The organism is Pseudomonas sp. D4002 (assembly GCF_013385665.1).
Lineage (GTDB): Bacteria > Pseudomonadota > Gammaproteobacteria > Pseudomonadales > Pseudomonadaceae > Aquipseudomonas.
The window spans coordinates 292,798-309,027 of the sequence record NZ_JACAPN010000024.1 but is presented as its reverse complement, the minus strand read 5'-3'; the positions used below and the strand labels follow the sequence as shown (position 1 = coordinate 309,027).

Below are 16,230 nucleotides of genomic sequence, written 5' to 3'. Positions count from 1 at the left end.
ACGGTCAATACAAACGAAACCACATTACCCTGACATTAACTACTTCGGTGCCAGCTCACGTAAATGCCGTGCGACCGCAATCCAAGCACCGATATACCCCAAGAGCACTGCCCCAAGCAACAATGACAGACCATCGGCTGCCGGCACGCCGGCCAGGGCAAAATCGCTGCCGTACAAACCGGCAAGCCCCACCACCGCGTCGTTCAGCCAGTTCAGGCCAAAAGCCAGTACGCCCCAGGACAAAATTCCCGCACCGAAGCCATACAGCGCGCCCATGTACAGAAAAGGCCGACGCACATAGCTGTCCGTGCCGCCGACGAGTTTAATCACTTCTATCTCGGTGCGGCGGTTTTCAATATGAAGACGAATGGTATTGCCTATCACCAAAAGTAATGCAGACACCAGCAACACCGTCAGGCCGAACACAAACCGGTCGCCCAGCTTGAGAATCGCGGCCAACCGCTCTACCCAGACTAGATCAAGTTGTGCCTGTTGGACCTTCGGCAGCTCTGCGAGTTTTTGTCGCAGGGCTTCCAGGGTGGTCTTGTCGACCTCGTTCGGGGTGACCAGCACCACGCCCGGCAGCGGGTTTTGCGGCAACTCCTTGAGCGCCTCGCCCAGGCCGGACTGTTGCTGGAACTCTTCCAGGGCTTGATCGCGGCTGATGTACTCAGCCTCGGCCACACCCGGAATGCCCCTGATCTGGTCGCGCAGGGACTCACCGTCCTGGGCGCTGGCATCCAGGTTCAGGTACAGGGAAATCTGCGCCGCCCGCTGCCACGAACCGCCAAGGCGCTCGACATTGTTCAGCAGCAATGACAAGCCCATGGGCAGGCTCAAGGCCACGGCCATGACCAGGCAGGTAAAAAAGCTGCCGATCGGCTGCTTGCCGAGGCGGCGCAGGCTGTCTACCAGGCTGGCACGGTGGCTTTCGATCCAGGCATGCACCAGGGTGCCGAAATCCGGGCCATCGTCTTCGTCGCGTTTTTTCTTCTGTGGCTGCGGGTCGGCCGCCTTTGGCGCGACGCGCTCGGAAACCTTCGGGCTGCGTGTTGCACTCATACCCCAGCCTCCCCGTCACCGATCAGGCGGCCGCGTTGCAGGGTCAGCATGCGGTGGCGCATGCGGGCGATCAGCGCCAGGTCGTGACTGGCGATCAGCACGCTGGTGCCCAGGCGGTTGATGTCTTCGAACACGCCCATGATTTCTGCGGCCAGGCGCGGGTCGAGGTTACCGGTGGGTTCGTCCGCCAGCAGCAAGGCCGGGCGATGGACGATGGCGCGGGCGATGCCGACGCGCTGTTGCTGGCCGGTGGACAGGTCGCCTGGGTACAGGTCGGTCTTGTCCGACAGCGCCACGCGCTCCAGGGCCGAATCCACGCGCTTGACGATTTCGGCCTTGGACAGACCGAGAATCTGCAACGGCAAGGCGATGTTGTTGAACACCGTGCGATCGAACAGCAACTGGTGGTTCTGGAACACCACGCCGATCTGGCGACGCAGGAATGGAATCTGTGCGTTGCTGATGGTTGCCAGGTCCTGGCCCGCCAGCAGCAGTTTGCCGGTGGTTGGGCGCTCCATGGCCAGCAACAGGCGCAACAAGGTACTTTTACCGGCACCCGAATGGCCGGTCACAAACAAGAATTCGCCGCGACGCACCCGGAAACTCAGCTCATGCAAGCCGACATGCCCGTTGGCGTAGCGTTTACCGACCTGTTCGAAACGAATCATGAACGCTCCCGCTCGGCAAACAGTGCCTGTACAAAGGGTTCGGCTTCAAAAGTGCGCAGGTCGTCGATGCCTTCACCGACGCCGATGTAACGAATCGGCAACCCGAACTGCTTGGCCAGGGCGAAGATCACACCGCCCTTGGCCGTGCCGTCGAGCTTAGTCAATGCCAGGCCGGTCAGTTGGACCGTCTGGTGGAATTGTTTGGCCTGGCTGATGGCGTTCTGGCCGGTACCGGCGTCCAGCACCAGCAACACCTCGTGGGGCGCGTCGGCATCGAGCTTGCCGATGACGCGGCGAACTTTCTTCAGCTCTTCCATCAGGTTGTCTTTGGTGTGCAGGCGACCGGCGGTATCGGCGATCAGCACATCGATGTTGCGCGCCTTGGCGGCCTGCACCGCATCGAAGATCACCGAGGCCGAATCGGCGCCGGTGTGCTGGGCGATGACCGGGATCTTGTTGCGCTCGCCCCAGACCTGCAATTGCTCCACGGCGGCGGCACGGAAGGTGTCACCGGCGGCGAGCATGACTTTCTTGCCTTCCAGTTGCAGCTTCTTCGCCAGCTTGCCGATGGTGGTGGTCTTGCCGGCGCCGTTGACGCCAACCACCAGGATCACAAACGGCTTTTTCTGCGTATCGATGATCAGCGGCGCTTCCACCGGCTTGAGCATGTTGGCCAGCTCGGCCTGCAGCGACTTGTAGAGCGCATCGGCGTCGGTCAGCTGCTTGCGCGCGACCTTCTGGGTCAGGCTCTGGATGATCACGGCGGTGGCTTCGACGCCCACGTCGGCGGTCAGCAGGCGGGTTTCGATGTCCTCCAGCAGCTCGTCATCGATGGTCTTTTTGCCGAGGAACAGGCTGGCCATGCCTTCGCCGATGCTGGCGCTGGTCTTGCTCAGGCCTTGCTTGAGGCGGGCAAAGAAACCGGTCTTGCCGGTTTCGGCAGGAACAGCAGGCTCTTCGATGACTGCTGGCGCGGCGACGGCGACCGGAACAGGTTCGGCAACCATCGGTGCAGGCACCTCAACCACTGGCGGCGCTTGGACCACAACGGGCGCAGGCTCCACGAGGGCCGGAATCGGCGGCGCCACATGCTCGGCCAGCTCGTCTTCAACCAGTGCTACAGGCTCTTCTGCCACCGGCAACACCAGCCATGGCTTGTGCTCTGGCTCTGGCTCTGGCTCTGGCGCAGGTTCTGGCTCAACCACCGGCTGCAACACCGGCTCGGCCATCGGCAACACCACCGGGGCCGGTGTTTCGGCAACCGGTTCGGCTTCTACTATGGATTCGGGGATCGGTTCAGCTTGAACCTGCGGCTGTTCGACGACGGTTTCCTGCGGCTTTTTGCGCAGCCATCCGAACAGGCCTTTTTTCTCGCCAGCCGCAGCTGGGGTCTTCTTGTCGTCGTTGGAACCAAACATGGAGACGGCTATCTCAAGGTAGCGACGCGCCAGGGGGCGTGCCGGTAAATAAAATTCGATGCGTAACAGACTGTTTTTTAGCCAGCTCGTTCATGCGCAACATTTTGTAAGGCCTAAATAGAGCCTTAACAAGACAGCCATAGTGGCCGTCCCTAGGTCGGACCAGTATCCTAGCACCTCCTCGCCCGCCGACGCTAAGACCAAGCGGGCAGCCCAACAGGTTTAAAAACGAATGAATGCTCTAGCCCGCCGCGCCGCAGGCCTGCTGCTCAGCACAGTTTGTCTGCCCCTTTCAGCTTTGGCTGCCGACCCACAACCCACCCACGAATTCACCCTGGACAACGGCCTCAAGGTCGTCGTGCGCGAAGACCATCGCGCCCCGGTGGTGGTTTCCCAGGTCTGGTACAAGGTGGGCTCCAGCTACGAAACCCCGGGCCAGACCGGTTTGTCCCACGCCCTGGAACACATGATGTTCAAGGGCAGCGCCAAGGTCGGCCCCGGCGAGGCTTCGTTGATCCTGCGTGACCTGGGCGCGGAAGAAAACGCCTTCACCAGCGACGACTACACCGCCTACTACCAAGTGCTGGCCCGTGACCGCCTGGGCGTCGCCTTCGAGCTGGAAGCCGACCGCATGGCCAGCCTGCGCTTGCCGGCCGACGAGTTCAGCCGCGAGATCGAGGTGATCAAGGAAGAGCGCCGGATGCGCACCGACGACAACCCGATGTCCAAGGCCTATGAGCGCTTCAAGGCCATGGCCTACCCGGCCAGCGGCTACCACACGCCGACCATCGGCTGGATGGCCGACCTGGACCGCATGAAGGTTGAAGAGCTGCGCCACTGGTACCAATCCTGGTACGTGCCGAACAACGCCACCCTGGTAGTGGTGGGCGACGTAACCCCGGATGAAGTCAAAACCCTGGCCCAGCGCTATTTCGGCCCGATCCCCAAACGCGACGTCCCCCCGGCGAAAATCCCGCTGGAGCTGGCCGAGCCCGGTGAACGCCTGCTGACTATGCATGTACAGACCAAACTGCCGAGCGTGATCCTTGGTTTCAACGTGCCGAGCCTGGCCACCGCTGAAGACAAACGCTCGGTCAACGCCCTGCGCCTGATCTCGGCCCTGTTGGACGGCGGCTATAGCGCGCGCATCTCGACACAACTGGAGCGCGGCGAAGAGCTGGTGTCCGGCGGCTCGTCGAGCTACGACGCCTACACCCGCGGTGACAGCCTGTTCACCCTGACTGCCACACCGAACCTGCAAAAGAAAAAGACCGTGGCCCAGGCTGAAGCCGGCCTTTGGCGCCTGTTGGATGAGCTGAAGGCCAAGCCACCGAGCGCTGAAGAACTGGAGCGTATCCGCGCCCAGGTCATCGCCGGCGTGGTTTACCAGCGCGACTCGATTACCAGCCAGGCCACTGCCATCGGCTCCCTGGAGACGGTGGGCCTGTCCTGGAAACTCATGGACACCGAGCTGGCCGAGCTGCAAAGCGTCACCGCCGAAGATATCCAGAAAGCTGCACGCACCTATTTCACCCGCGAACGTCTCAGCGTCGCCCATGTCTTGCCTGAGGAGACCGCTCATGAGTGAACGTAAAAACAACCGCCTGGTGCTGCCCGGCCTGATCGTGGTGACTTTGGCTGCGGCCTGCGCGGTGTACTTGCTGCGCCCCAGCGAATCCGTCGCCAGTCAGGCGCTGGAGCAGGCCAAGTCCGCCAACAAGCTGCAATCCCTGGCCGAGCTGGACGACAAGGCGCCGACCAACCGCAAGCTCGACGTGCAAACCTGGACCACCGCCGAAGGCGCCAAGGTGCTGTTCGTCGAAGCCCATGAACTGCCGATGTTCGACATGCGCATCCTGTTCGCCGCCGGCAGCAGCCAGGACGGCGCAACACCAGGCCTGGCGCTGTTGACCAACGCAATGCTCAACGAAGGCGTGCCGGGCAAGGACGTCAGCCAGATTGCCGCCGGTTTCGACGGCCTGGGTGCTGATTTCAGCAATGGCGCCTACCGCGACATGGCGCTGGTTTCCCTGCGCAGCCTGAGCGCCAGCGACAAGCGTGACGCCGCCCTGTCACTGTTTGACGACGTGATCGGCAAGCCGACCTTCCCGGCAGACTCCCTGGCGCGGATCAAGAACCAGCTGCTGGCCGGCTTTGAATACCAGAAACAGAACCCCGGCAAACTGGCGAGCATCGAGCTGTTCAAGCAGCTCTATGGCGACCACCCTTACGCGCACCCGAGCGAAGGCAACGCCGAGAGCGTGCCGAAGGTGACTCTTGCGCAATTGAAGGACTTCCACGCCAAGGCCTACGCCGCCGGCAACGCAGTGATTTCCGTAGTCGGCGATCTGACCCGCGCCGAAGCCGAAGCCATGACCGCCAAGGTTTCCGCGTCCCTGCCAAAAGGCCCGGCGCTGGCGAAAATCGCCCAACCGGTCGAGCCCAAGGCTGGCACCACCCACATCGAGTTCCCGTCCAAGCAGACAACCCTGCTGCTGGCGCAACTGGGTATCGACCGTGCCGACCCGGATTACGCCGCGCTGTCACTGGGTAACCAGATTCTCGGCGGCGGTGGCTTCGGCACCCGTTTGATGAGCGAAGTGCGCGAGAAACGCGGCCTGACCTACGGCGTATACTCCGGCTTCTCGCCGATGCAGGTACGCGGCCCGTTCATGATCAACCTGCAAACCCGCGCCGAAATGAGCGCCGGCACGCTGCGATTGGTGCAGGACGTACTCGCCGACTACCTCAAGACCGGCCCGACACAGAAAGAACTCGATGACGCCAAGCGCGAACTGGCCGGCAGCTTCCCGCTGTCCACCGCGAGCAACGCCGATATCGTCGGGCAACTGGGCGCCATGGGTTTCTACAACCTGCCGCTGAGCTACCTGGAAGATTTCATGAAACAATCCCAGGCGCTGACCGTTGACCAGGTCAAAGCTGCTTTGAACAAACATTTGAGTGCCGACAAGATGGTCATCGTGACCGCCGGCCCGACGATTGCGCAAAAGCCACTACCGCCCCCCACTGATAAACCCGCCGAGCAACCGCTCGGGGTTCCGGAGCATTAATGGCCCGTCCATCCCGTCCCAAAAAACCTGTCCACAACGTTCACAACGGTGTGGGCCAACTGCGCATCATCGGCGGAGAGTGGGGCAGCCGTAAGCTGAGCTTCCCTGATGTCGTGGGCCTGCGCCCGACGCCAGACCGCGTGCGTGAAACCCTGTTCAACTGGCTCGCGCCGTATATCGCCGGGGCCAAGGTGCTGGACCCGTTCGCGGGTAGCGGCGCGTTGTTCCTGGAGTCGCTGTCCCGTGGCGCGGCGCTGGGCCAGGCGCTGGATGCCAGCAATGTGGCGGTCGCCAGCCTCAAGGAACACCTGGGCACGCTGCGTTGCACCACAGGGCAAGTGCAGACGGCTGACGCGTTGCGCTACCTGGAAACCCAGGAAGCCCGTGAGTTTGACGTGGTGTTTCTTGATCCGCCGTTCAACCAGAATCTGCTGCCGACTGTATGTGCGCTGCTGGAAGAGCGTCAGTGGTTGGCGCCGGATGCCTGGATCTACACTGAAAGCGAGACGGCACCGTCCACACTCGGCCTGCCGGGCACGTGGCGCCTGCACCGCGAGCAGAAATCCGGGCGGGTGTATTACGCGTTGTGGCAACGCACCGTGTAGGAGCGAGCTTGCTCGCGAAGATCGTTAACGATGACGCGGGAAACCAGGGGAACGCGGTGATCTTGAGTTTTTCGCGAGCAAGCTCGCTCCTACAATGATTGGAGCAAGCCCATTCGGCACCGAGAATTTCATGACTCCGCCCCTCGACCGCTTCTCCCCCGCCTTCGGCCTCGGCAACCCGCACCTGCAAACGTTGTGGGGACCGCTGTGGCGCAAAACCACGCACATCGAACGCCAGCGCGAACGGCTGTGGCTGGCAGACGGCGATTTTCTCGACCTCGACTGGCATGGGCCCCATGACGCAACCACCCCGCTGGTGCTGGTACTGCACGGGCTGACCGGTTCGTCCAACTCGCCCTATGTAGCCGGCCTGCAAAAAGCCCTCGCAACCCAAGGCTGGGCCAGCGTCGCGCTGAACTGGCGTGGCTGCTCCGGCGAACCCAACCTGCTTGCCCGCAGCTACCATTCCGGCGCCAGTGAAGACCTGGCCGAAACCATCGCTCACCTGCGGGCCAAGCGCCCGTTGGCGCCGCTGTATGCGGTGGGGTATTCACTGGGCGGCAATGTGCTGCTCAAGTACTTGGGCGAAACCGGCGAAGCCTGCGGGCTGCAAGGTGCGGCAGCCGTGTCGGTACCGTTTCGCCTGGATCAGTGCGCCGATCGCATTGGCCTGGGCTTTTCTCGGGTTTATCAGAAGCATTTCATGCGCGAAATGCTGGCCTATATCCGCGTCAAACAAAGCCGGTTTCTCAAGGATGGCCGCGAGGCAGGCCTGAAAACCCTCGCCGACCTGGGCTCGCTGGAGAAGATGCGCACGTTCTGGGACTTTGACGGCCGCGTCACCGCGCCGCTGCACGGGTTCCTCAGTGCCGAGGACTACTACCGCCGCGCCTCCAGCCGCTACTACCTCGGGGGCATTCGCACACCAACCCTGATCATCCAGGCCGCGGACGACCCGTTCGTGTTCGCCCACAGCCTGCCCGAGGCCAGCGAACTGTCGGATTGCACCGAGTTCGAACTGCTGGCCAAGGGCGGGCATGTCGGGTTTGTGGACGGCTCATTGAAGCAGCCAACTTACTACCTGGAACGGCGAATCCCGGAGTGGCTACTGACACAACGCCGATAAAAATGTGGGGGCTCCCACACTTTGGATCAGACCGGGTCAGGCAGACCTCAGTCGCCTGTTGCAACTTCCCGCTTTGGATCAGTGATCCACTCGCTCCACGACCCCGCGTACAACTTGCCCAACGGGTAACCCGCCAGGCACAGCGCAAACAGGTTGTGGCAGGCAGTCACGCCCGAGCCGCAGTAGGCCACCAGGTCATCCGGCGAGCGGTCTTGCAGCTTGGCGGCGAAGCGTTGCTTGAGCTGGTCCGCCGGCAGGAAACGGCCGTCGCTGCCCAGGTTTTCATTGAATGCGGCACATTGCGCGCCGGGGATATGCCCGGCAACCGGGTCGATCGGCTCCACTTCACCACGAAAACGCGGCTGGGCGCGGGCGTCGATCAGGGTCAGGCCGGGCTGGCCAAGGCGTTTCTGCAGGTGTTCGGCGTCCAATTGCAGGTGGTTGTCCGGCGTGCCGCTGAAGGTGCCGGGCTCGATCACCGGCGCATCCAGGCTCAACGGGAAGCCCGCCGCGTGCCAGGCTTTCAGGCCGCCATCGAGGATGAACACGCCGTCGCGCTTGCCCAGCCAGGCCAGCAGCCACCAGGCACGGGCGGCATAGGCACCCGGGCCGTCGTCATACAAAACGATATCGCTATCGGCGTTAACGCCCCATGCCCGCAGTTGCCGGATAAACGCATCCGGCGCCGGCAACGGATGGCGACCGGTCACGCCCTTGATTATCGGCCCGCTGAGGTGGCGCTCCAGATCGGCATACTGCGCCCCTTCGATATGCCCTTCGGCGTAGCTGCACAGGCCGTAGTCCGGGTCTTCCAGGGCAAAGCGGCAATCGAGGATCACCAGCCCGCCGGACTTCTGGCGCTCGGCCAGTTGCTGGGGGCTGATCAGTTGGGCAAGCGGCATGACTGACTCCTGTGGCTAGGTTAGCGTTCGGGAAACATCCTACTTCACTTCTTCCAGCGCCTGATTCAACGGCACGTAAAACTCTTTGAACAGTGCATCCACCGCGTCCTTGGCCTTGGGGGTGATAAACCCGGCTTCCAGCACCAGCACCTGGTACACCCCGCGCTTGATCGCCTCGGCGCTCAGGTGCGTGGACTTTTCATTGGTGGTGCACAGGAAGCGCACCCACGAGGTGAGGATGATCCAGGCGTTGAGGGTCAGGGCTTCGGTTTGTACCGGGTCCATGTTCAGGATGCCGGCATCGACAAAACCCTGGTAGATGGCTGCGCCCTGGATCAGGCAACGCTGGGAGAACCGCCGGTAGCCGGTGGCCAGCTCCGGGTCGCTTTCCAGCAGGTGTTCGAGGTCACGGTGCAGGAAGCGGTAGCGCCACATGCCGGCCAGCACCGCCTGCAGGTAGAAGCGCTTATCTTCCACGGTCACCGCACGGCCCTGGGGCGGGCGCAGGAAGCTGTCCACCAACGCTTCGTACTCACGAAACAGCACTGCGATAATCGCCTGCTTGTTGGGGAAGTGGTAGTACAGGTTGCCCGGGGAAATTTCCATATGGGCAGCGATATGGTTGGTGCTGACACTGCGCTCGCCCTGCTGGTTAAACAGCTCCAGGCTGGTTTGCACAATGCGCTCGCTGGTCTTTACTCGTGGTGCCATGGGAAATCAACTTCTAGACCCGTGATGGCGGCATCTTACGGACTATCCTTGTCCGGATAAATCGGCACGTTGTGCAATGTTATTTGACAATTTAGAGCAATGACTCTAAAAACTGAAGCATTCCAATAACAATCGGGAACTTCGCCATGTCTGCCAACGTTGCCTACCTGCAAGATTCCCAGGCGCTGGACCAGCTCCAGGAACTGTTCGACGCCCAGCGCCAAGCCTACGCCGCCAACCCGATGCCGCCGGCCGCCCAGCGCCAGCAATGGCTCAAGGCCTTGCGCGAGCTGTTGAGTGACGAGCGCCAGGCGCTGATCAACGCCATCAGCAGTGATTTCAGCCACCGCAGCGCCGACGAAACCCTGTTCGCCGAACTGATGCCCAGCCTGCATGGCATTCACTACGCCAGCAAACACCTCAAGGGCTGGATGAAACCTTCCCGCCGCGCTGTAGGCATTGCCTTCCAGCCCGCGTCCGCCAAGGTCATCTATCAACCCCTGGGTGTGGTCGGGGTGATCGTGCCCTGGAACTACCCGTTGTACCTGGCCATCGGCCCGTTGGTGGGTGCATTGGCGGCCGGCAACCGGGTGATGCTCAAGCTCAGCGAATCCACCCCCGCCACCGGCCAGTTGCTCAAGGCGCTGCTGGCGAAGATCTTCCCCGAGGACCTGGTGTGCGTGGTGCTCGGCGAGGCTGAAGTGGGCATGGCGTTTTCCAAGCTGCGCTTCGACCACCTGCTGTTCACCGGCGCCACCAGCATCGGCAAGCACGTGATGCGCGCGGCGGCCGAACACCTGACGCCAGTCACCCTGGAACTGGGCGGCAAATCACCGGCGATTGTTTCCGCCGACGTGCCGCTCAAGGACGCCGCCGAACGCATCGCCTTCGGCAAGGCGCTGAATGCCGGGCAAACCTGCGTGGCGCCGGACTACGTGCTGGTGCCGGAAGACCGTGTAGACGGCTTCGTCGAGGCCTACAGCAAGGCGGTCCGCGGGTTCTATCCGACCCTGGCCGACAACCCGGACTACACCGCCATCATCAACGAACGACAGTTGGCCCGGCTCAACGGCTACGTGAAAGACGCCACCGACAAGGGTGCCACCCTGGTCCCGCTGTACGACCAGGGCCAGGACCGCCGCATGGCCCACAGCCTGCTGCTGAATGTCAGCGACGAGATGACCGTGATGCAGGACGAAATCTTCGGCCCGGTGCTGCCGATCGTGCCGTATCGCGGCCTCGACCAGGCCTTTGCCTACATCAATCAGCGCCCTCGCCCACTGGCGCTGTATTACTTCGGCTACAACAAGGCGGAACAGAACCGCGTACTGCACGAAACCCATTCCGGCGGCGTGTGCCTGAACGACACGTTGCTGCACGTAGCCCAGGACGACATGCCCTTCGGCGGCATCGGCCCGTCGGGCATGGGCCATTACCACGGCCATGAAGGTTTCCTGACGTTCAGCAAGGCCAAGGGCGTGCTGATCAAGCAACGCCTGAACGCGGCCAAGCTGATTTACCCGCCCTATGGCAAATCCATCCAGAAGTTGATCCAGAAGCTGTTCGTCCGCTAACAAACCCATCACCGGGATAACAATAAGAATGAACCCTAGCCTGACTGAATCACCCGCGCTGTCACGGCGCGGCGTCTTGAAACTCGGCCTGTGCGCCAGCGCCTTCCTGGCCACCGCCGGGCTGGGCGCCAGCCTCAGCGGCTGCTCCAGCAGCACCCCGGCCAGCGGCTTTGCGATGTTGCGCAGCAGTGACCTGCCGTTTTTGCGGGCAGTGATTCCGGTGCTGCTGGAGGGCGTGGCCAGCGCCGAGATAGTGGTGGCCGGCATCGACGACACCCTGAAAAAGCTCGACTTCAGCCTGCAACACCTGTCGCCCGAGATGTTCAAGCTGACCCAGCAACTGTTCGACGTCTTGGGCATGGCCATCACCCGTGGGCCCCTGACCGGGGTGTGGGGCAGCTGGGAAAACGCCAGCGGCGAACAGATCCGCAACTTCCTGCACCGTTGGGAAAACAGCTACCTGAACCTGCTGCGCATGGGCCAGGGCTCGTTGCTCAAGCTGGTGATCATGGCCTGGTATTTCCGCCCCGAGTCCTGGGCGCATTGCGGCTACCCCGGCCCACCGAAAATCTGATCTGCATCCCGATAAAAACAAGAGACGACCCTGATGCCCGTACCTGATCTGTTCCGCGATGGCATGGCCCGCGGCTGGAAGACCCACAATGGCGCCGCCCTCGACCAGGACCTGACCCTGGAAGCCGACGTCGCGATCATCGGCAGCGGCGCCGGCGGCGGCACCACCGCCGAAATCCTCAGCGCCGCCGGCTACAAGGTGCTGCTGATCGAAGAAGGCCCGCTGAAAACCAGCAACGACTTCAAGCTGCTGGAGGACGAGGCCTACGCCACCCTGTACCAGGAAGGCATCGGGCGCATGAGCAAGGACGGCGCCATCACCATCCTGCAGGGCCGAGCGGTCGGCGGCACCACGCTGATCAACTGGACCTCCAGCTTCCGCACCCCGCACCCGACCCTCGCCCACTGGGCCAGCGAATACGCGGTCAAGGGCCACAGCAGCGCCGAGATGGCGCCCTGGTTCGAAAAAATGGAACAACGCCTGGGCATCGCGCCTTGGGCCATGCCACCGAATGCCAACAATGACGTGATCCGCAAGGGCTGCGAAAAGCTTGGCTACAGCTGGCACGTGATCCCGCGCAATGTGCGCGGCTGTTTCAACCTGGGGTATTGCGGCATGGGTTGCCCGGTCAACGCCAAGCAATCAATGCTGGTGACCACCATTCCGTCCACCCTGGAGAAAGGCGGCGAGCTGCTGTACCTGGCCCGCGCCGAAAGCCTGAAGTTCAGCGGCGACACCATCACCAGCCTCGAATGTGTGGCCATGGATCAGTATTGCGTGGCACCCACAGGCCGCAAGATCACAGTCAAAGCCAAGCATTACGTATTGGCCGGCGGCGGCATCAACAGCCCGGCGCTGCTGCTGCGCTCGGACGCACCCGATCCCCACTCGCGCCTGGGCAAGCGAACCTTTTTACACCTGGTGAATTTTTCCGCCGGGTTGTTCGACAAGGTGATCAACCCGTTCTACGGCGCGCCGCAGTCGATTTATTCCGATCACTTCCAATGGCAGGACGGCACTACCGGCAAAATGTCCTACAAGCTCGAAGTACCGCCACTGCATCCGGGCCTGGCCAGCACCTTGCTCGGCGGCTACGGCACGCAGAACGCGCTGGACATGGGTCAACTGCCGAAAACCCACGCCATGCTTGCGCTGCTGCGGGACGGCTTCCACCCCGACAGCCCGGGTGGCACAGTCGAATTACGCGGCGATGGCACACCGGTGCTCGATTATCAGGTTTCGCCCTACGCCTGGGACGGCCTGCGCCGGGCATTCCACAGCATGGCGGAGATTCAGTTTGCCGGCGGCGCCAAGTCGGTGATGCCGCTGCACGGCGATGCGCGCTACGTGAACACCTTGGCTGAAGCCCGCAGCATGATCGACGGGTTGAACCTCGAATTGCACCGAACCCGGCTCGGCAGCGCTCATGTAATGGGCGGTTGCGCGATGGGGGAAGAACCGAAAAACGCCGTGGCCGACAGCCTTGGGCGCCATCATCAACTGCGCAACTTGTCGATCCACGATGGCTCGCTATTCCCCACCAGTATTGGCGCTAACCCGCAGTTATCGGTGTATGGATTGACGGCGCAACTGGCGACGGCATTGGCCGAACGTCTGAAAACGGCCTGAAAAAACCGGGTATTCGCGGTGTCTATAGTGCTTTCTTCTGAATAAGTTGACTTGGCCGACCGGGATGGCTGCGATACCATCCGGTTCCCCAACGGACTCCGCCAGGACGACGCGATGAACCGAGTGTTGTACCCAGGTACCTTCGACCCAATCACCAAGGGCCATGGCGATCTGGTCGAACGCGCCTCGCGCTTGTTCGACCATGTGATTATCGCGGTCGCTGCCAGCCCCAAGAAAAACCCGCTGTTTCCCCTGGAACAGCGCGTGGAGCTGGCCCGTGAGGTCACCAAGCATCTGCCCAACGTTGAAGTGGTCGGCTTCTCGACGCTGCTGGCGCACTTCGCCAAGGAACAGAACGCCAATGTGTTCCTGCGCGGCCTGCGGGCGGTGTCGGACTTCGAATACGAATTCCAGCTGGCCAACATGAACCGCCAACTGGCGCCGGACGTGGAAAGCCTGTTTCTTACGCCTTCGGAACGTTATTCGTTCATTTCCTCGACGTTGGTCCGGGAAATCGCGGCGTTGGGCGGGGATATCACCAAGTTCGTGCACCCGGCTGTGGCGGATGCGCTGACGTTGCGCTTCAAGAAGTAATTCTGGTCTTTGGGCTTATTGTGGCGAGGGCCTTGTCTGTGGCGAGGGGGCTTGTCCCCCGTTGGGCTGCGAAGCAGCCCCAATAAAGACGCCGCGTAGTTTCAGGTAAAACCCGTTCGCCTGATTCGGGGCCGCTTCGCGCCCCAACGGGGGACAAGCCCCCTCACCACAGACAAGCCCCCTCGCCACAGGGGCGCCAATGCGGCACAATTGCGCGCATTAGTTTTCAGATGCCTTGGCTGACAGCCCTGGCAGGAGTTTCCATGTCCCTGATCATCACCGACGATTGCATCAACTGCGACGTCTGCGAACCCGAGTGCCCGAACGCTGCCATTTCCCAGGGTGAAGAGATCTATGTGATCGACCCCAACCTGTGCACCCAGTGTGTCGGCCACTACGACGAACCCCAGTGCCAGCAGGTTTGCCCGGTGGATTGCATTCCGCTGGACGAGGCTCATCCGGAAACGGAAGAGCAACTGATGGAGAAGTACCGGTTGATTACCGGCAAGGCCTAAGTCCCTTGGCGATTCGTTAGGCCCCTTCGCAAGCAAGCCCGCTCCCACATTCGACCGAGTTCCACCTTTGGAATGCAGTCGAATGTGGGAGCGGGCTTGCTCGCGAATAGGCCATCAGCAGCACCACAAATTGTCAGCTCTGACACTTCGGGCAAAACACACTCGCCCGCTGCCCCAGCATCACGTTGCGCAACTCAGTCCCACAGACCTTGCACGCCTCGCCACCACGGCCATAGACGAACAATTCCTGCTGGAAATACCCCGGCTGCCCGTCGCCGCCGATAAAGTCCCGCAACGTGGTGCCGCCGCGCTCGATGGCCGCCGCCAGGATGCGCTTGATCTCGATCGCCAGCTTCAGGTAACGCCCACGGGAAATGCCCTTGGCTTCCCGACGCGGATCAATCCCGGCGGCAAACAGCGCTTCCGTCGCATAGATATTGCCTACGCCCACCACCACTGCGTTATCCATGATGAACGGCTTCACCGCCATCGAGCGTCCACGGGACAGCTGGAATAGCCGCTCGCCGTCGAACAGGTCGGTCAACGGCTCCGGCCCCAGGCGGATCAGCAGCTCGTGGTTCAGCGGGTCGAGGCTCCAGAGCATCGCGCCAAAGCGTCGCGGGTCGGTGTAGCGCAGGGCCAGGCCCGACTCAAGTTCTATATCCACATGCTCATGCTTGGCCGCCGGGCTGCCGGCTTCCACCAGGCGCAGGTTGCCCGACATGCCCAAGTGGCTGATCAGCGTGCCGACCTCGGCATTGATCAACAAATACTTGGCCCGCCGCTCCACCAGCACGATGCGTTGCCCGGACAGCCGCACATCCAGGTCTTCCGGGATCGGCCAGCGCAGGCGCCGCTCACGCACCACCACACGGCTGACCCGCTGGCCTTCCAGGTGCGGCGCAATTCCGCGCCGGGTGGTTTCGACTTCCGGTAACTCGGGCATGTGTACCTCTTGGAAAAAGGGTTAGTGCGCGCCCAGCTCGCGGATCGACAACTTCAAACTCTCGAAGTCGTAGTCCGACAGGCCGATATGGTCCAGCACCAGCGGGCCGATGGCGTTCCACTCATGGTCATCCACCTGGTTGCCCAGCACGCGGTACGACGCACAAATGTGCTCGGCCATCTTCAGGATCGCCAGCAGGTTTTTCAGCTGCGGCTTGTGGTTGGACTCGTCGCTGAAAATCGCCAGGGCATTGTGGTGATTGGCGATGGCATCGGTCACATGTTCCGGCAGGCGCCAGGATTTGGCGGTGTAGTAACCCACCACGGCATGGTTGGTGTTGAACGCCTGGTTCTCGGTGTCGACCACACGGCAATCCGGGCCGGCGTTGGCATAGGCCTCTTCCAGCACACTCATGTAGTTCGGGAAACGCTTGAGCATCAACGGCACGCCACAATCGTGGAACAGCCCCAATGCGTAGGCTTCATCAACCGCCTGGCTGCCGGTGCGCTTGGCCAGGGCCAGGCAGGTCATGGCCACGTCCTGGGCGGTGTCCCAGAAACGGTTGAGGGTGACGATCGTGTCGTCGCTCATCTCGCCCTTGATCGACTGCGCGTTGATCAGGTTGACGATGGAGCGGCTGCCCAGCAGGTTCACCGCGCGCTGTATCGAGACGATCTTGTTGCTCAGACCGTAATACGGCGAATTGACGATCTTCAGCAGCGAGCCGGAGAGGCCCGGGTCCTGGGCGATCAACCGGGCGATCACTTCCAGGTCCGGATCGGGCATGTACTGCTCCATCTGCAAATCCACCATGATTTGCGGTTGAGGCGGCACA

General features: G+C 62.2%; 16 protein-coding genes. 9 read left to right on the top strand and 7 right to left on the bottom strand.

Translation table 11 applies throughout. The annotated features are described in order from the left end of the window. Nucleotides 1–39: 39 nt before the first annotated feature. The 3 genes from ftsX to ftsY are packed head-to-tail and all read right to left on the bottom strand — an operon-like array spanning nucleotide 40 to nucleotide 3,148. Nucleotides 40–1,062: a permease-like cell division protein FtsX gene (gene ftsX / locus HX824_RS18655; protein WP_177054918.1), complete on the bottom strand. Its 1,023-nt coding sequence runs from the start codon at nucleotides 1,060–1,062 to the stop codon at nucleotides 40–42. Further along, nucleotides 1,059–1,730 carry a cell division ATP-binding protein FtsE gene (gene ftsE / locus HX824_RS18650; RefSeq protein WP_003213784.1) on the bottom strand — a complete coding sequence of 224 codons (672 nt, stop codon included), beginning with the start codon at nucleotides 1,728–1,730 and terminating at the stop codon, nucleotides 1,059–1,061. The genes ftsX and ftsE overlap by 4 nt, the downstream gene beginning before the upstream one ends. Next, the gene (ftsY, locus tag HX824_RS18645; RefSeq protein ID WP_177020247.1) at nucleotides 1,727–3,148 is read right to left on the bottom strand and encodes a signal recognition particle-docking protein FtsY; all 1,422 of its coding nucleotides are present in this window, start codon (nucleotides 3,146–3,148) and stop codon (nucleotides 1,727–1,729) included. Before ftsY ends, ftsE begins: the two co-directional genes overlap by 4 nt. A gap of 232 nt (nucleotides 3,149–3,380) precedes the next feature. Here ftsY and HX824_RS18640 point away from each other — a divergent pair, with 232 nt between their 5' ends. From HX824_RS18640 to HX824_RS18625, 4 genes are all read left to right on the top strand, one after another. Further along, on the top strand, nucleotides 3,381–4,736 hold the full coding sequence (locus tag HX824_RS18640) for a pitrilysin family protein (protein WP_003213786.1): 1,356 nt from the start codon (nucleotides 3,381–3,383) through the stop codon (nucleotides 4,734–4,736). Beyond that, nucleotides 4,729–6,219, top strand: coding sequence for a pitrilysin family protein (locus tag HX824_RS18635; RefSeq protein ID WP_003213787.1), 1,491 nt, complete (start codon nucleotides 4,729–4,731; stop codon nucleotides 6,217–6,219). The genes HX824_RS18640 and HX824_RS18635 overlap by 8 nt, the downstream gene beginning before the upstream one ends. Beyond that, nucleotides 6,219–6,824 carry a 16S rRNA (guanine(966)-N(2))-methyltransferase RsmD gene (gene rsmD, locus HX824_RS18630; protein WP_003213788.1) on the top strand — a complete coding sequence of 202 codons (606 nt, stop codon included), beginning with the start codon at nucleotides 6,219–6,221 and terminating at the stop codon, nucleotides 6,822–6,824. Before HX824_RS18635 ends, rsmD begins: the two co-directional genes overlap by 1 nt. 130 nt (nucleotides 6,825–6,954) lie before the next feature. Then, complete coding sequence (locus HX824_RS18625; protein ID WP_087693252.1) at nucleotides 6,955–7,950, top strand: hydrolase; 996 nt, start codon at nucleotides 6,955–6,957, stop codon at nucleotides 7,948–7,950. A gap of 47 nt (nucleotides 7,951–7,997) precedes the next feature. Here HX824_RS18625 and HX824_RS18620 read toward each other — a convergent pair whose 3' ends face one another. Together HX824_RS18620 and HX824_RS18615 are read right to left on the bottom strand one after the other, a co-directional pair. Beyond that, nucleotides 7,998–8,852: a sulfurtransferase gene (locus HX824_RS18620; protein ID WP_087693253.1), complete on the bottom strand. Its 855-nt coding sequence runs from the start codon at nucleotides 8,850–8,852 to the stop codon at nucleotides 7,998–8,000. A gap of 39 nt (nucleotides 8,853–8,891) precedes the next feature. Then, a complete protein-coding gene (locus tag HX824_RS18615; RefSeq protein ID WP_003213791.1) occupies nucleotides 8,892–9,563 on the bottom strand; it encodes a TetR/AcrR family transcriptional regulator in 672 nt (223 codons plus the stop codon). Between the two features lie 146 nt (nucleotides 9,564–9,709). Here HX824_RS18615 and HX824_RS18610 point away from each other — a divergent pair, with 146 nt between their 5' ends. The 5 genes from HX824_RS18610 (at nucleotide 9,710) to HX824_RS18590 (ending at nucleotide 14,449) form a co-directional block, all read left to right on the top strand. After that, nucleotides 9,710–11,137, top strand: coding sequence for a coniferyl aldehyde dehydrogenase (locus tag HX824_RS18610; protein WP_003213793.1), 1,428 nt, complete (start codon nucleotides 9,710–9,712; stop codon nucleotides 11,135–11,137). A 28-nt stretch (nucleotides 11,138–11,165) separates the two neighbouring features. Then, the gene (locus HX824_RS18605; RefSeq protein WP_102370105.1) at nucleotides 11,166–11,711 is read left to right on the top strand and encodes a twin-arginine translocation pathway signal protein; all 546 of its coding nucleotides are present in this window, start codon (nucleotides 11,166–11,168) and stop codon (nucleotides 11,709–11,711) included. 33 nt (nucleotides 11,712–11,744) lie between these two features. Next, nucleotides 11,745–13,340: a GMC family oxidoreductase gene (locus tag HX824_RS18600; protein WP_177054917.1), complete on the top strand. Its 1,596-nt coding sequence runs from the start codon at nucleotides 11,745–11,747 to the stop codon at nucleotides 13,338–13,340. Between the two features lie 114 nt (nucleotides 13,341–13,454). Continuing rightward, the gene (gene coaD / locus HX824_RS18595) at nucleotides 13,455–13,934 is read left to right on the top strand and encodes a pantetheine-phosphate adenylyltransferase (protein WP_003176711.1); all 480 of its coding nucleotides are present in this window, start codon (nucleotides 13,455–13,457) and stop codon (nucleotides 13,932–13,934) included. A 263-nt stretch (nucleotides 13,935–14,197) separates the two neighbouring features. Then, on the top strand, nucleotides 14,198–14,449 hold the full coding sequence (locus tag HX824_RS18590; RefSeq protein ID WP_003213796.1) for a YfhL family 4Fe-4S dicluster ferredoxin: 252 nt from the start codon (nucleotides 14,198–14,200) through the stop codon (nucleotides 14,447–14,449). 133 nt (nucleotides 14,450–14,582) lie between these two features. Here the strand turns inward: HX824_RS18590 and mutM are convergent, their stop codons facing one another. Both mutM and HX824_RS18580 read right to left on the bottom strand, forming a co-directional pair. Then, the gene (mutM, locus tag HX824_RS18585; protein WP_008438968.1) at nucleotides 14,583–15,395 is read right to left on the bottom strand and encodes a bifunctional DNA-formamidopyrimidine glycosylase/DNA-(apurinic or apyrimidinic site) lyase; all 813 of its coding nucleotides are present in this window, start codon (nucleotides 15,393–15,395) and stop codon (nucleotides 14,583–14,585) included. Between the two features lie 21 nt (nucleotides 15,396–15,416). Then, nucleotides 15,417–16,229 carry an HDOD domain-containing protein gene (locus tag HX824_RS18580; RefSeq protein WP_177054937.1) on the bottom strand — a complete coding sequence of 271 codons (813 nt, stop codon included), beginning with the start codon at nucleotides 16,227–16,229 and terminating at the stop codon, nucleotides 15,417–15,419. Nucleotide 16,230 lies beyond the last annotated feature (1 nt).

Excerpts from the sequence above, each read along its gene's own strand:
- ftsX (WP_177054918.1), bottom strand. The coding sequence starts at position 1,062 with ATGAGTGCAACACGCAGCCCGAAGGTTTCCGAGCGCGTCGCGCCAAAG.
- ftsE (WP_003213784.1), bottom strand. The coding sequence starts at position 1,730 with ATGATTCGTTTCGAACAGGTCGGTAAACGCTACGCCAACGGGCATGTC.
- ftsY (WP_177020247.1), bottom strand. The coding sequence starts at position 3,148 with ATGTTTGGTTCCAACGACGACAAGAAGACCCCAGCTGCGGCTGGCGAG.
- HX824_RS18640 (WP_003213786.1), top strand. The coding sequence starts at position 3,381 with ATGAATGCTCTAGCCCGCCGCGCCGCAGGCCTGCTGCTCAGCACAGTT.
- HX824_RS18635 (WP_003213787.1), top strand. The coding sequence starts at position 4,729 with ATGAGTGAACGTAAAAACAACCGCCTGGTGCTGCCCGGCCTGATCGTG.
- rsmD (WP_003213788.1), top strand. The coding sequence starts at position 6,219 with ATGGCCCGTCCATCCCGTCCCAAAAAACCTGTCCACAACGTTCACAAC.
- HX824_RS18625 (WP_087693252.1), top strand. The coding sequence starts at position 6,955 with ATGACTCCGCCCCTCGACCGCTTCTCCCCCGCCTTCGGCCTCGGCAAC.
- HX824_RS18620 (WP_087693253.1), bottom strand. The coding sequence starts at position 8,852 with ATGCCGCTTGCCCAACTGATCAGCCCCCAGCAACTGGCCGAGCGCCAG.
- HX824_RS18615 (WP_003213791.1), bottom strand. The coding sequence starts at position 9,563 with ATGGCACCACGAGTAAAGACCAGCGAGCGCATTGTGCAAACCAGCCTG.
- HX824_RS18610 (WP_003213793.1), top strand. The coding sequence starts at position 9,710 with ATGTCTGCCAACGTTGCCTACCTGCAAGATTCCCAGGCGCTGGACCAG.
- HX824_RS18605 (WP_102370105.1), top strand. The coding sequence starts at position 11,166 with ATGAACCCTAGCCTGACTGAATCACCCGCGCTGTCACGGCGCGGCGTC.
- HX824_RS18600 (WP_177054917.1), top strand. The coding sequence starts at position 11,745 with ATGCCCGTACCTGATCTGTTCCGCGATGGCATGGCCCGCGGCTGGAAG.
- coaD (WP_003176711.1), top strand. The coding sequence starts at position 13,455 with ATGAACCGAGTGTTGTACCCAGGTACCTTCGACCCAATCACCAAGGGC.
- HX824_RS18590 (WP_003213796.1), top strand. The coding sequence starts at position 14,198 with ATGTCCCTGATCATCACCGACGATTGCATCAACTGCGACGTCTGCGAA.
- mutM (WP_008438968.1), bottom strand. The coding sequence starts at position 15,395 with ATGCCCGAGTTACCGGAAGTCGAAACCACCCGGCGCGGAATTGCGCCG.